The organism is Pseudomonas inefficax (assembly GCF_032164165.1).
Lineage (GTDB): Bacteria > Pseudomonadota > Gammaproteobacteria > Pseudomonadales > Pseudomonadaceae > Aquipseudomonas > Aquipseudomonas inefficax.
Map to the genome: position 1 here is coordinate 1,117,809 of NZ_CP134401.1, position 12,983 is coordinate 1,130,791.

Below are 12,983 nucleotides of genomic sequence, written 5' to 3' on the forward strand. Positions count from 1 at the left end.
GGCGCTGGTCAGGCTCAAGAAATCCCGTTTTTGGGAAGCGCCTGACACGCCCTCCAAGGCAGACGGGCATTCGTTAATTTTTGCGAACACTAAAATTGATCAAAACCGCAAAAAAACGCGCAAAAACCGAACAAAACCCCACTTTAATCGATAAATATTTCAATCTGGCAACATCTTGTCATGTTTAACTTGACACTCAGCTACCCATCGTTTTTTATTTTCACCACTTTGCGCGCTCTCCCGCGTCCCCGCTGCTCCAACAATAAAAGGTGAACAACATGGAGCCCACCCGCTCGCCCTTGCCGCATGCGCAGTACACCGTGCCCGCCGTTTACGCCCAGCCGCAGGAGCCATGCCAGCATGCAGCCTGACCACAGCGCCTCCGGCAACGGCCAACTCCGTAAAACCCTGCGTCTGTGGCACGTGATCATCATCGGCTTGGCCTACCTGACCCCGATGACCGTGTTCGACACCTTCGGCATCGTTTCCGGGATAACTGCCGGCCACGTACCCAGCGCCTACATCCTGGCGCTGGCCGGGATCCTGTTCACCGCCGTGAGCTACGGCACCCTGGTAAGACGCTTCCCGCAGTCGGGCTCGGCCTACACCTACACCCAACGGGCGATCAACCCGCACGTGGGCTTCCTGGTCGGCTGGTCGTCGCTGCTGGACTACCTGCTGCTGCCAATGGTCAACGCGCTGCTGGCCAAGCTGTACCTTTCGGCCATGTTCCCAGAAGTACCGGAGTGGATGTGGGTGGCCGGCTTCGTCACCTTGATCAGCCTGATCAACATGCGCAGTGTGAACCTGGTGGCGCACTTCAACCTGCTTTTCGTGGCCGTGCAGGTGGCGATCATCGCCGTGTTCATCTACCTGTGCGTACGCGGCCTGGACCAAGGTGAAGGGCTGGGTACCGCCTGGAGCCTGCTGCCGTTCGCCGACGACCAGACTCAGTTCAGCGCCCTGGCCGCCGGTGCGACCATCCTGTGCTTCTCGTTCCTCGGTTTCGACGCTGTCACCTGCCTGTCCGAAGAAACCCACAACCCGAGCAAGACCATCCCACGGGCTATCTTCCTCACCGCACTGATCGGCGGCGTGGTGTTCATCACTGTGTCGTATTTCATCCAGGCTTACTTCCCGACCATGGCGCGCTTCCATGACCATGAAGCGGCACTGCCCGAAATCGCCCTGTACGTCGGCGGCAAGCTGTTCCAGTCGATCTTCATCGCCTGCACCGTGATCAACACCATCGCCTCGGGCCTGGCTTCGCAGACCAGCGTGTCGCGCCTGCTGTACGTGATGGGCCGTGACAACGTGCTGCCGGCCAGCCTGTTCGCCCGCCTGCACTCGCGCTACAAGACGCCAGTGCTGAATATCGCGGTGGTGGGGCTGATTTCGCTGTCGGCGATCTTCTTCGACCTGGTCACCGCCACCTCGATCATCAACTTCGGTGCGCTGGTCGCGTTCAGCTTCGTCAACCTGTCGGTCATCAACCACTGCTACCTGCGCGAAGGCAAGCGGCAAGGCCTGGCCAACCAGCTAAAGTACCTGGTGCTGCCGACCATCGGCTTCTGCATCATCGTCTCGCTGTGGCTGGACCTGAATGCCCACTCGCTGATGTTCGGTGGCGTCTGGGCTGTGCTCGGCTTGCTCTACCTGGCCTGGCTGACCAAGGCTTTCAGGAACGCGCCGCCCAACTACGTCGCTGAATGACCGTCGCTGAATGACCCATGCTGCCGACAACGCCCGCGCCTGATCGCGGGCGTTGCATTTGATCGAAAAGGAAAGCCCTCATGCCGCTGCGTCGCCTCTCCATCCAATGGAAGATCACCCTGCTCGCCGGCCTCTGCCTGCTGGCCATCGTCGCCCTGCTGGTAACCACATCGCTGGCCCAGGCGCGGCGCAGCGCGGCGTTGGTCAACCAGGCCAACACCGAAATGCTCGACAGCAGCGCACGCCTGCGCCTGGAGGCCCATGCCGAAACCCAGGCCCTGCGCATCCAGCGCTATTTCATGGACGCCTACCAGTACGGCAATGGCTTTGCCCGCCTGGTGCAGGTGCTCAAGGCCCGTGGCGGCAACGACCTGCGCGCCGAGCTGACGCGCCAGGCCCGTGCCAGCCTGGCTGGCAACCCGGATGTGATCGGCCTGTACCTGGTATTCCAGCCCAACGCTCTGGACCCGGACAGCCAGTACCTCGGCCAGGATGCCATGGGCAGCAACGAGGCCGGGCGTTTCTCGCTGTACTGGTCACAACCCAGCCCCGGCACCCTGGAGCTTGAAGCCATGCCGGAATCGATGCTCGGTGACGCCAGCATCGGCAGCAACGGCGCGGCGAAGAACCGTTGGCTGACCTGTCCGCAGGACACCGCCAGAACCTGCATGCTCGAGCCATACCTCGACGAAGTGAATGGCCGACAGGTGCTGATGACCAGCATCGCGCTGCCGCTGCTGGAGCACGGCAAGGTGGTCGGCGTGGTCGGCCTGGACATCGGCCTTTCCAACCTGCAGCAGTTGAGCCTGGACGGCCGCCGGGAGCTGTTCGACGGCCAGGGCCAGGTCAGCATCGCCAGCGCGGCCGGCCTGCTGGCCGGCAATAGCCGCGACGACAGCAAGCTGGGCGAGCCGATGGACAAGACGGTAGCCGGCGGCCTGCTGCGGGTTGCCCACCCGTTCACGCCAATCCCTGACGCCGCCCCTTGGCAGGTATTGCTGGAACTGCCGGAAAGCGTGCTGCAGGCGCCTGCCGTAGCCCTCAACCAGCGCCTGGACACGCACAACCACAGCGCCAACCTCACCAGCCTGCTGGTTGGTCTGGGCGCTGCGGTAGTCGGCTTGCTGCTGGTGTGGCTGACCGCGCGCGGTGTGACCCGGCCAATCCTGGCCGTGGCCGCGCGCCTGGAAGACATCGCCAGCGGCGAAGGCGACCTCACCCGCCGCCTGGACTACGCCCGCCAGGACGAACTGGGCCAGCTTACCGGTTGGTTCAACCGCTTTCTCGACAAGCTGCAGCCGGTCATAGCCCAGGTCAAAGGCTCGCTGCGGGAGGCACGCAGCACTGCCGACCAGTCGGCAGCCATCGCCAGCCAGACCAGCAACGGCATGCAGCAACAGCACCGCGAAATCGAACAGGTGGCCACCGCCGCCAATGAGATGAGTGCCACCGCCCTGGATGTCGCCCACAACGCCTCGCAGGCGGCCCAGGCCGCACGCGCTGCCGACCAGGCCAGCCGCGAGGGCCTGCAACTGATCGACAGCACCCGGCAGGGCATCGACCGCCTGAATGCCGGCATGAACGCTGCCATGGACGAGGCGCACGCGCTGGAAGGCCGCAGCGGGCAGATCGGTTCGGTACTGGAAGTGATCCGCACCATTGCCGAGCAAACCAACCTGCTGGCGCTCAACGCCGCCATCGAAGCTGCCCGCGCAGGCGAAGCCGGGCGTGGTTTTGCCGTAGTGGCCGATGAAGTGCGCGGCTTGGCCCAGCGTACCCAGGTGTCGGTGGAGGAAATTCGCCAGGTCATCGAAGGTTTGCAGCAAGGCACCCAGGATGTGGTGGGCGCAATGCACGAAGGCCGGCGTCAGGCCCAGGACAGCGCCGCGCGGATGGAGCAGGCGGTGCCAGCCTTGCAACGTATTGGCGAGGCAGTGGCGGTGATCAGCGACATGAATCTGCAGATTGCCTCGGCAGCCGAAGAGCAGAGCGCCGTGGCAGAGGAGGTAAACCGCAATGTGGCCGGCATTCGCGATGTGACCGAATCGCTGGCCGGCCAGGCAGACGAGTCGGCGCGGATCAGCCAGGCCCTGAACCGGCTGGCCAACCAGCAGCAGGCGTTGATGGAGCAGTTCCGCGTCTAGCCTGTCAGGGCCTCTTCGCGGGTAAACCCGCTCCCACAAGGTCGGCGCCGCCTTCAAGGTCAGAGCATAAAGCTGTGGGAGCGGGTTTACCCGCGAAGAGGCCAGCACATACAACACAGCAGCAGGGCTATTTACCGAGCACAATCATGCAAACCCCGACCAGATCTTCCTTCTTTGACATCACCAGCGAACAGGGCCTGCTACGCACCTCGATCGCTGTCACCCTGTTCATCGCCGTCATCGGCATCGCCTTCGGCCTGGCGTCTGGCTCGTTCTCCATCGTGTTCGACGGCGTCTATTCGCTGGTCGATGCCAGCATGAGCGGGCTGTCACTGGTGGTGGTCAGGCTGATTACCGCGCACACCACCAGCGTGCAGATGTCACGCAAGCTGCGCGAGCGCTTCACCATGGGCTTCTGGCACCTGGAGCCGATGGTGCTGGCCCTCAACGGCATCCTGCTCAGCGGCGTGGCCATCTATGCGCTGATTAACGCCGTCAGCAGCCTGCTGCAAGGCGGGCGCCACCTGGAGTTCGGTATCGCCATGGTCTACGCGGTGCTGACCGTGATCGCCTGCGTGACCATTGCCATTGTCGAGGCCCGTGCCAACCGCAAGCTGGGCTCGGATTTCGTGCGCATGGACGTCAAGGGCTGGGTGATGTCGGCCAGCATCACCGCTGCGCTGTTGATCGCCTTCTGCTTTGGATATGCGGTGCAGGGCACGTCGCTGGAGTGGGTGTCGCCGTACATCGACCCAGCGGTGCTGGCGCTGGTCTGCCTGGTGATAGTGCCGTTGCCGATGTCGGTGGTGCGCCAGGCTCTTTCGGAAATCTTCCTGGTGACCCCCGGCGACCTCAAGCTGCACGTGGATGAAGTCGCCAAGGCCTTCGTTGCACGCCATGGATTGCAGTCGTACCGCGCCTATGTGGCCAAGGTCGGGCGCTCGCGGGAGATCGAACTGTATTTCATCGTACCCAAGGCCATGGCCGCGAAAACCATCGATGAATGGGATGCGTGGCGCAACGAGATCGGTGATGCCGTGGGGGGTGAAGGGCCGGACCGCTGGCTGACGGTGGTGTTTACCGGGGATCCGGAGTGGGCTGAATAAGCCATCTGGAGTCTGCGCAGCCCCTGTAGGAGCGGCCTTGCGTCGCGATCGGGCTGCGCAGCAGCCCCAGCAATTTGTGCATTTTTGCTGAAACCCTGGGGCTGCTGCGCAGCCCGATCGCGACGCAAGGCCGCTCCTTGTATCTCGACTTTCGCCTCACAAGAGGCGAAAGTTCTCGACTGATCATCGAGGGAGGGTCATGAAGCGGAGCCGCTCCAAGGGCATCGAGCCCGTATTGTAGATAACGCTCTGGCCCTCCAACCCCACTCGAACAGTTCGAACGGTATCTAGTGCCGCCCCCCGGCGTGAGCACGCATTCGCAAGGTTGAACCGAGTGCTGGGTGATCGAAACTTCGTTGTCTGAGGGAGAAGATCATGTCTGTTGTTGTTGGCGTCGATGTAGCCAAGCGATCTTTCGATATTGCAACTCCACTTCCCAATGGGAAAGTCCGTACCAAAGCCAAGCTGGCCAATAATCCGAGTGGTTTTGAGCAATTCGCAACCTGGCTTGAGCAACATGCCGAACCACGTGCCTGGGTTATCATGGAGGCCACTGGCACTTATCACGAAGCGCTTGCTGAGTGCTTTCATGCCAAGGGTTACCGGGTGTGTATTCTGAATCCCGCCGTGATTGCCAAGTTTGCCGGAGCGGACCTTCGACGCGTCAAAACTGATAAGGCTGATGCCAAGGTTATTGCTGCTTACGGTCAGCAGAAAAAAGATTTGCTTCGTCAGTGGAAGCCTGAGCCGCCAGCTCAGCGGCGCTTGCGGGCCTTGGTGCGGCGTCTGGACGACCTGAAAGAGATGCAGCAGATGGAGCAGAACCGTCTGGATGTGTCGCAGATCGCTGTCCAGGAATCGATCAGAGCTGTAATTGGGCACATCAGCGAAGAAATAGCGAAAACCCGTAAGGCTATTGAGCAGACGATCGATGACGATCCAGACCTGCGCCAGCGACGAGAACTGATTACGTCGATTGATGGCCTGGGAGACACCACGGCCGCGCTGATCCTTGCAGAACTGGGTGATCCGCTGAAGTACGAAAGCCCGTCAGCCATGGTTGCGTTTGCAGGCCTCAACCCGATGATCCATCAATCGGGAGAGAAGATTGGCCAATCGACCATTTCCCGTACAGGAGCCCCAAGATTGCGCGCCGGCTTGTGGATGCCAGGCACTGTCTCGATCAGATACAACCCGGTCGTGAAGGCACTGGCAGAGCGTTTGAGCAATCGGCGTAAAGCCTACAAGCAGATAGTCTGCGCTGCTATGCGTAAGCTTTTGCACCTGGTGTATGGCGTAGTGAAATCCGGCAAACCGTTTGACCCTCAAATCGCTCTTGCGGGGTGAGGGTCAAGACGGTATCTACAAGCGATCGCGCAAACCGAGCAATAAAACTCGGCCAACGGAAAACGAAAAAGCCCGCCACCGTTGCCGGTAGCGGGCTTTGACGTACTGAGTATGGTGGGTCGTGTAGGATTCGAACCTACGACCAATTGGTTAAAAGCCAACTGCTCTACCAACTGAGCTAACGACCCGTTGGATGGCGCGTATAATACTGATTTCTAACGGGAAATCAACACCCCATCAAACTTTTTTCAAAAGTATCGCGTCGGGTCTTCGACACCAGCTGCCTTGAAGCCGTCGGCACGCAGGCGGCAGCTGTCGCATTTGCCGCAGGCGCGGCCGTCATCGTCGGCCTGGTAGCAGGAAACGGTCAGGCTGTAATCCACGCCGCGAGCCATGCCAGCCTGTACGATCTGCGCCTTGCTCATGTTCTGCAGCGGCGCCTGAATACGGAAGCCCTGCCCTTCGACGCCGGCCTTGGTCGCCAGATTAGCCATGCGCTCGAAGGCTTCGACGAACTCGGGGCGGCAATCGGGGTAGCCGGAGTAATCCACGGCATTGACGCCAATGAAGATGTCGCGAGCTTCCAGTACCTCTGCCCAGCCCAGGGCCAGGGACAGGAACACAGTGTTGCGCGCCGGCACGTAGGTGACCGGGATGCCTTCACCTGGGGCTTCCGGCACATCGATGCTGCTGTCGGTCAACGCCGAACCGCCGATGCCGTCCAGGCTCAGGCCGATGACCTTGTGCTCGACCACGCCCAGGTCGCGGGCGACCCGGGCAGCGGCGTTCAGTTCGGCGCGGTGGCGCTGGCCGTAATCGAAACTCATGGTGTAGCAGCTGTAGCCTTCGGCCTTGGCCATGGCAACCACGGTGGCCGAGTCCAGGCCGCCGGACAACAGGATTACTGCGCGTTTGTCGGTCATGTGTGCTTGCTCCTCAATCAACGTCCGGGTTCGTCGTTCCACAGCAGCTTGTGCAACTGCAGCTGGAAGCGCACGGGCAGGTTGTCGGCGACGATCCAGTCCGCCAGGTCGCTGGCGTTCACCTGGTGGTGGCTGGGCGAGAACAACACCTCGCCAGCACGCTCGGCCAGGTTGTACTGGATCAGCTTGGAGACCGCCCAGTCGTAGTCCTCACGGGAACAGATGACGAACTTGACCTGATCGTTGCGGGTCAGCTGCTCGATGTTCTCGTAGCGGTTACGGTGCGATTCCTCGGAGCCTGGGGTCTTCAGGTCGACCACGCGGCTGACGCGGGTGTCCGTGCCGGCAATATCCAATGCGCCGCTGGTCTCCAGCGAAACCTCGTAACCGGCGTCACACAGCCGCTGCAGCAGCGCCAAGGCGTTGGGCTGGGCCAATGGCTCGCCACCAGTGACGCAGACGTAGCGCGGCTTGAAGCCGGCGACCTGCTCGAGGATCGAATCGAGGGTGCGAACGGTACCGCCACTGAAGGCATAGGCACTGTCACAGTACTGGCAGCGCAGGGGGCAACCGGTGAGGCGCACGAATACCGTGGGCAACCCAGCCGTTCGCGTTTCACCCTGCAAGGAGTAAAAGACTTCGGTAATGCGTAATGTGTCTTGCATGCTCGCCACGGGCGTGACAGCTAAACAGGCTGCCCGCCTCCGTCAGGCACTGCCGCGGACTCGACATAGCGTTATCCGCAGCAGCGTGTTTACGAAAAAAGGGCAGTGATTCTAACGAAAAAACCCGCGACAGGCGCGGGTTTCTTTCAAACGGTGCTACTTAGAGCTTCTGCAGGTCACGCTGAGCCAGTTGCGCGGCCGAGGTGCCGGGATACTGGGTGATGACCTGCTGCAGGATACCCTTGACCTTGTCGGTGTGGCCCATGCGGCGCTCGACGTCGGCCAGCTTGTACAGCGAATCCGGCACCTTGCTGTGCTTCGGATACTTCTGGCTGACCTGGGCGAAGGCCTGGCTGGCGGCCGGCAGGTCGCCCTTGGCCAGGTTCACTTCACCCAGCCAGTACTGGGCATTGCCGGCGTACTGGCTGTTGGGGTACTTGCGCAGGAAGGCGTTGAACGCCTGGCTGGCCTTGTCGAAGTCTTTCTGCTTGATCAGGTCGAAAGCGGCATCGTAGTAGAGCTTTTCTTTCGCCGGATCACCGGGCTCGCTACTGGCGGCCGGTTGTTGCGCAGCAGCACCTGCTGCTGCATCGGGGGCGGTACCGGATGCACCACCACCGGAGGAATTGTCAGGGGTCGCGGCAGGCGCGGCGCCACTGTTGATGCGACGGTCCAGGTCCTGGTAACGCTCCAGGTTTTCCTGCTTCATGCGCGACACATCGTTCTGCAGCTCTTCGATGATGCCTTGCTGGCGGGAAAGCTGATCCTGCATCTGTTGCAGCTGCATGAACAGCTGGCCCTGTGCAGAGGCAGGGGCCGAAGCCCCTGACCCGGCATAGGCGCCGCTCGTGCCATAACCCGCAGGCGGATAGCTGCCTGCGTTGTCATCTACTACAGGGACCTCAGCCCAGGCCGCGAGCGGCAGGCTGAGTGCGAGGACGGTTACTACACGGCGGCACATACGCATGAGAACTTACTTACGCAGTTCTACGCGACGGTTCTGAGCCCAGGACTGCTCGTCGTTGCCGGTGGCAACTGGACGCTCTTCGCCGTAGGAAACCAGTTCCAGCTGAGCAGGGGAAACGCCCTGCAGAACCAGGTAGCGCTGAACGGCTTTCGCACGACGCTCACCCAGAGCCATGTTGTACTCGCGGGTGCCGCGCTCGTCGGTGTTGCCTTCCAGAACAACGCGGTTGCCGTTGGACTTCAGGTCCTTGGCGTGAACGTCCAGAGCGCGCATGGCTTCTGGCTTCAGGTCCGAGCTGTCGTATTCGAAGTAGAAGGTGGTGATTGCGCGCAGGGCAGCTTCTTCGCTCAGGGAGCCGTCAACAGCACCAGTGTTGGCACCGTAGCCAGCGTTCGGGTCTACAGCAGCGCCTTCGCCTGCGTTGTCACCGCCCTTCGAGGAGCAACCTACAGCTACGGCCATGGCCAGAGCCAGCGCAGCAAATTTACCAAACTTCAGCATTTCCATCGTGAAACTCCTAATGAAACCCCAGTGTGTTAAGCAAAAGTATTACGCCGCAATCAGTTCAGGTAAGGGGACCAGGACGGTTCTCTGACTTCGCCTTGAGCGGTAGGAAGTGGGAGCCTCACGCGGCCATTAAGCGACACGAGCATCAAGACTCCCCGGCCCTGCTGGCGGGTGGCGTAGATTAGCATGGTGCCGTTTGGCGCAACAGTGGGAGACTCATCAAGACTCGTTTCCGAGAGAATCTTTACACTTCCGCGCTGCAAATCCTGGGCCGCAACTTTGAAGTTGGTGAAGCCCTGCTGGCGATGGATCATCACCAGGGTCTTTTCGTCCGCCGACAGTTTCGGGTTGGCGTTGTAGTTACCCACGAAAGTTACCCGCTCGGCACCACCACCACTGACCGACTGCTTGTAGATCTGCGGCTTGCCGCCACGGTCGGAGGTGAAGTACAGGGTGTTGCCATCCTTGCCCCAGAACGGCTCGGTGTTGATGCCCGGGCCGGCGGTGACACGGCTGATCTGACGCGAAGCCACATTCATCACGTAGATGTCCGGGTTGCCGTCCTTCGACAGCACGAACGCCAGGCGCGTGCCGTCCGGCGACCAGGCTGGCGCACCGTTCAGGCCTTCGAAGTTGGTGACCTGCTCGCGGCGGCCGGTATCGATGTGCTGGACGAAGATGCGCGGGCGCTTCTGCTCGAACGAGACATAGGCAATGCGCTTGCCATCCGGAGCAAAGCGTGGCGACAGGATCGGTTCACGCGATTGCAGCAGGGTCACCGCACGTGCACCGTCGTAATCCGAACGCTGCAGGGTATAGCGGGTGTTGTTGGTGGAGAAGCGCTCGGCCGTCACGTACAGCATGCGGGTGGAGAACGCACCCTTGATGCCGGTGAGCTTCTCGAACGACTGGTCGGCAATGTAGTGCGCCATGTCGCGCAGCTGGTCGACGCTGCCGGCCACGCTACCGGTCAGCACCTGCTGCTCGGTGGCGACGTTGAACAGCGCGTACTGCACCTGCAGGCGACCGCCCGACGGCACGATGCTGCCGACCATCACGTACTGCGCGCCCAGCGCTTTCCAGTCACGGAAGATCACTTCGCTGGCCTGCGACGGCTGGCTGATCATGTTCTGTCGCGGAATCGGCGAGTAGTAGCCGGAGTTGCGCAGGTCATTGCCGATGATATCGGCCATGTCTTCCGGCAACACGCTGCCGCCCTGCAGACCGAACGGCACTACCGCGATGGGCGTGGCCCGGTCGCTGCCGCTGGTGACCAGGATGTTCTTTTCCTCTGCCACGGCCATGCCTGCCACGCAGCACAGCATGACCAGCAGTCCTCTCAGACGTTTAATCACAACGCTAGATCCTCAGGTGTAAATGTCATCTTGAACGAACGATATTGGTTGAAATCGCTCGGCTTCATACCCTGCATCTCGGTCAAGCGACCGATGTTCTTCACAGCTGCCACCGCCGAGCTGTCGTACGGGCCGTCACCACTGGACCGGGCCACGCTGACGCTGGTGATGGTACCGTCCGGCAGCATGTTGATCTGCAGGACCACCGTCATGCCCTTGCGCGCGGAAGGCGGACGTGCCCAGCCCTCGGCCGCGCGCATGCGGATCAGGTCATCGAAGTCGCCGGCCACCTGGTCACCCTGCTCGTCGGCCAGGGCCTGCTGCCGTTCGGTGGTGTCGGACAACAGCTCGGCCAAAGCCTGGGCTTTCTTGTCTTCCGCCGCCTTGCGGGCCGCTTCCTGTGCCTTTTTCTTCTGGGCGTCTGCAGCGGCCTTCTTCTTGGCCTCTTCAGCTGCCTTCTTCTTAGCGTCCTCGGCCGCCGCTTTCTTCTTGGCGTCCTCGGCTGCTTTCTTCTTGGCCTCTTCGGCCGCCTTTTTCTTGGCGTCCTCGGCGGCTTGTTTCTTCGCCTCTTCAGCGGCCTCTTTCTTGGCCTCTTCTTCGGCTTTTTTCTTTTCTTCCTCGGCCTTCTTTTTGGCGATGTCGGCCTGTTGCTTCTCGGCAGCCTTCTTCGCCTCTTCGGCCTTCTTGGCTTCGGCGGCTTTCTTGGCCTCGGCGGCTTCGGCAGCTGCCTCGGCTTTTTTGGCTTCGGCGGCCTCGCGAGCCTCTTCGGCCTTTTGAGCGGCGTCGGCTTTCTTTTGTTCCGCGGCCTTCACGGCCTCCTGCTCGACCTTCTTCTGTTCCAGCTGCTCGACCTCGGTCTGGCGCGAAGCGGTTTTCTTGGCTTCCCCGGCAATCTTCTGATTGGTCTGGGTAGTCGCCTGGCTCTTGGACTTGAGCTGGTACAGGGTAGCCTGGACGATCGGCTTGGATGGCGGCAGCTCAGGCGTCATGGCAAAACTGACGAACAGCAGGGCGAACACCAGCACATGCAGGCCGATGGCCCAGATACTGGGCCAGAAGTAGCTTTCCGAGGCGGATGGCTCTCGCTGTTGCATCAGGGCGCCTCGGTAATCAGGCCAACGTTACCGACACCGGCCTTCTGCAACCCGCCCATGGCACCCATGACCGCGCCATAGTCGACAGCCTTGTCGCCACGAATGAACACCTGGGTCTGCTTGCCCTGGTCACGGCCGGCGGCGATGATCTTGGTCACCGCGTCGGTCATGGCAGGCAAGGTCATGGCCTTGTCCATCTGCTTGTCGGTATCGACTTCGCTGCCGAGGTTCCAGTAGTAGGTCTTGTCGGCCTTGATGGAGATGGTGAGGATCTGGACGTTGTTGTCCTGCGGCAAGGCTTCACTGGAAACCTTGGGCAGGTCTACCTTCACGCCCTGGTTGAGCATGGGCGCCGTCACCATGAAGATGACCAGCAGTACCAGCATCACGTCGATGTAGGGCACCACGTTCATCTCGGCGACGGGCTTGCGTTTGTGGCGAACTCGGGCCATGGGCTTCTACCTGATTACTCTTCGCTGGTGTGCACTTTGCGGTGCAGGATCGCCTGGAACTCGTCGGCGAAGGTGTAGTAACGGCCGATCAGCACTTCGCTGCGGGCCGCGAAGCGGTTGTAGGCGATGACTGCCGGGATTGCCGCGAACAGGCCGATGGCGGTGGCGATCAGCGCTTCGGCGATACCCGGGGCAACCGTGGCCAGGGTGGCCTGCTGGGCGCTGGCCAGGCCGCGGAAGGAGTTCATGATGCCCCATACGGTACCGAACAGGCCGATATACGGGCTGGTCGAACCGACGGTGGCCAGGAACGGCAGGCTCTGCTCGAGCTTTTCTTCCTCGCGCGAGATGGCTACGCGCATGGCCCGGGCCACACCCTCCATGACCGCGTCCGGGTCAACACCCGGCTGCTGGCGCAGGCGCGAGAATTCCTTGAAGCCGGCGCGGAAAACCTGCTCGACACCGGAATCCGGGTCTGGGTTGCTGCCTGCCTGGCGGTACAGCTTGGACAGGTCGATGCCCGACCAGAAACGCTCCTCGAAGGCATCCAGCGCACGACGACCGGCGCGCAGCATGGTGCTGCGCTGGAAGATCATGACCCATGAGGTGACCGAGGCGGCCACCAGGGTCAGCATTACCAGCTGTACCAACACGCTGGCATTACTGACCAGACTCCACATGGAGGTATGGTCGACGACGTTAGCTTCCAC

12 protein-coding genes and 1 tRNA gene are annotated in these 12,983 nt (G+C 61.5%); 4 read left to right on the forward strand and 9 right to left on the reverse strand.

Translation table 11 applies throughout. From position 1 onward, the window contains the following. The first annotated feature begins 360 nt into the window (after positions 1 to 360). The 4 genes from RIN61_RS04965 to RIN61_RS04980 all read left to right on the forward strand — a co-directional run bounded on the left by RIN61_RS04965 (position 361) and on the right by RIN61_RS04980 (position 6,310). A complete protein-coding gene (locus RIN61_RS04965; protein ID WP_112254226.1) occupies positions 361 to 1,713 on the forward strand; it encodes an APC family permease in 1,353 nt (450 codons plus the stop codon). Positions 1,714 to 1,793: 80 nt separating this feature from the next. Further along, on the forward strand, positions 1,794 to 3,857 hold the full coding sequence (locus tag RIN61_RS26905; protein ID WP_215521296.1) for a methyl-accepting chemotaxis protein: 2,064 nt from the start codon (positions 1,794 to 1,796) through the stop codon (positions 3,855 to 3,857). Between the two features lie 146 nt (positions 3,858 to 4,003). Continuing rightward, on the forward strand, positions 4,004 to 4,963 hold the full coding sequence (locus RIN61_RS04975; protein ID WP_112254228.1) for a cation diffusion facilitator family transporter: 960 nt from the start codon (positions 4,004 to 4,006) through the stop codon (positions 4,961 to 4,963). A 375-nt stretch (positions 4,964 to 5,338) separates the two neighbouring features. Then, the gene (locus tag RIN61_RS04980; protein WP_207880112.1) at positions 5,339 to 6,310 is read left to right on the forward strand and encodes an IS110 family RNA-guided transposase; all 972 of its coding nucleotides are present in this window, start codon (positions 5,339 to 5,341) and stop codon (positions 6,308 to 6,310) included. Between the two features lie 112 nt (positions 6,311 to 6,422). Here the strand turns inward: RIN61_RS04980 and RIN61_RS04985 are convergent. From RIN61_RS04985 to tolQ, 9 genes are all read right to left on the reverse strand, one after another. After that, positions 6,423 to 6,498: transfer RNA gene (locus tag RIN61_RS04985), tRNA-Lys, on the reverse strand. A gap of 60 nt (positions 6,499 to 6,558) precedes the next feature. Beyond that, positions 6,559 to 7,233 (reverse strand): 7-cyano-7-deazaguanine synthase QueC, encoded by a 675-nt coding sequence (gene queC, locus RIN61_RS04990; RefSeq protein ID WP_112254229.1) that lies wholly within the window; start codon positions 7,231 to 7,233, stop codon positions 6,559 to 6,561. A gap of 17 nt (positions 7,234 to 7,250) precedes the next feature. Continuing rightward, a complete protein-coding gene (queE, locus tag RIN61_RS04995) occupies positions 7,251 to 7,898 on the reverse strand; it encodes a 7-carboxy-7-deazaguanine synthase QueE (RefSeq protein WP_112254230.1) in 648 nt (215 codons plus the stop codon). A 160-nt stretch (positions 7,899 to 8,058) separates the two neighbouring features. Then, positions 8,059 to 8,865 (reverse strand): tol-pal system protein YbgF, encoded by an 807-nt coding sequence (gene ybgF, locus RIN61_RS05000; RefSeq protein WP_112254231.1) that lies wholly within the window; start codon positions 8,863 to 8,865, stop codon positions 8,059 to 8,061. A 6-nt stretch (positions 8,866 to 8,871) separates the two neighbouring features. Next, entirely contained in the window at positions 8,872 to 9,372 is a 501-nt protein-coding gene (gene pal / locus RIN61_RS05005; RefSeq protein WP_012273762.1) for a peptidoglycan-associated lipoprotein Pal, read from the reverse strand. 53 nt (positions 9,373 to 9,425) lie between these two features. Continuing rightward, the gene (gene tolB, locus RIN61_RS05010) at positions 9,426 to 10,697 is read right to left on the reverse strand and encodes a Tol-Pal system beta propeller repeat protein TolB (RefSeq protein ID WP_046617157.1); all 1,272 of its coding nucleotides are present in this window, start codon (positions 10,695 to 10,697) and stop codon (positions 9,426 to 9,428) included. 26 nt (positions 10,698 to 10,723) lie between these two features. Beyond that, positions 10,724 to 11,821, reverse strand: coding sequence for a cell envelope integrity protein TolA (tolA, locus tag RIN61_RS05015; RefSeq protein ID WP_112254232.1), 1,098 nt, complete (start codon positions 11,819 to 11,821; stop codon positions 10,724 to 10,726). Continuing rightward, positions 11,821 to 12,273 carry a protein TolR gene (gene tolR / locus RIN61_RS05020; protein WP_003254760.1) on the reverse strand — a complete coding sequence of 151 codons (453 nt, stop codon included), beginning with the start codon at positions 12,271 to 12,273 and terminating at the stop codon, positions 11,821 to 11,823. The genes tolA and tolR overlap by 1 nt, the downstream gene beginning before the upstream one ends. A gap of 14 nt (positions 12,274 to 12,287) precedes the next feature. After that, positions 12,288 to 12,983 carry a protein TolQ gene (gene tolQ, locus RIN61_RS05025; RefSeq protein WP_215521299.1) on the reverse strand — a complete coding sequence of 232 codons (696 nt, stop codon included), beginning with the start codon at positions 12,981 to 12,983 and terminating at the stop codon, positions 12,288 to 12,290.

Bases quoted from the DNA above. Each gene is read 5' to 3' on its own strand.
- RIN61_RS04965 (WP_112254226.1), top strand. From the start codon at position 361: ATGCAGCCTGACCACAGCGCCTCCGGCAACGGCCAACTCCGTAAAACC.
- RIN61_RS26905 (WP_215521296.1), top strand. From the start codon at position 1,794: ATGCCGCTGCGTCGCCTCTCCATCCAATGGAAGATCACCCTGCTCGCC.
- RIN61_RS04975 (WP_112254228.1), top strand. From the start codon at position 4,004: ATGCAAACCCCGACCAGATCTTCCTTCTTTGACATCACCAGCGAACAG.
- RIN61_RS04980 (WP_207880112.1), top strand. From the start codon at position 5,339: ATGTCTGTTGTTGTTGGCGTCGATGTAGCCAAGCGATCTTTCGATATT.
- queC (WP_112254229.1), bottom strand. From the start codon at position 7,233: ATGACCGACAAACGCGCAGTAATCCTGTTGTCCGGCGGCCTGGACTCG.
- queE (WP_112254230.1), bottom strand. From the start codon at position 7,898: ATGCAAGACACATTACGCATTACCGAAGTCTTTTACTCCTTGCAGGGT.
- ybgF (WP_112254231.1), bottom strand. From the start codon at position 8,865: ATGCGTATGTGCCGCCGTGTAGTAACCGTCCTCGCACTCAGCCTGCCG.
- pal (WP_012273762.1), bottom strand. From the start codon at position 9,372: ATGGAAATGCTGAAGTTTGGTAAATTTGCTGCGCTGGCTCTGGCCATG.
- tolB (WP_046617157.1), bottom strand. From the start codon at position 10,697: ATGCTGTGCTGCGTGGCAGGCATGGCCGTGGCAGAGGAAAAGAACATC.
- tolA (WP_112254232.1), bottom strand. From the start codon at position 11,821: ATGCAACAGCGAGAGCCATCCGCCTCGGAAAGCTACTTCTGGCCCAGT.
- tolR (WP_003254760.1), bottom strand. From the start codon at position 12,273: ATGGCCCGAGTTCGCCACAAACGCAAGCCCGTCGCCGAGATGAACGTG.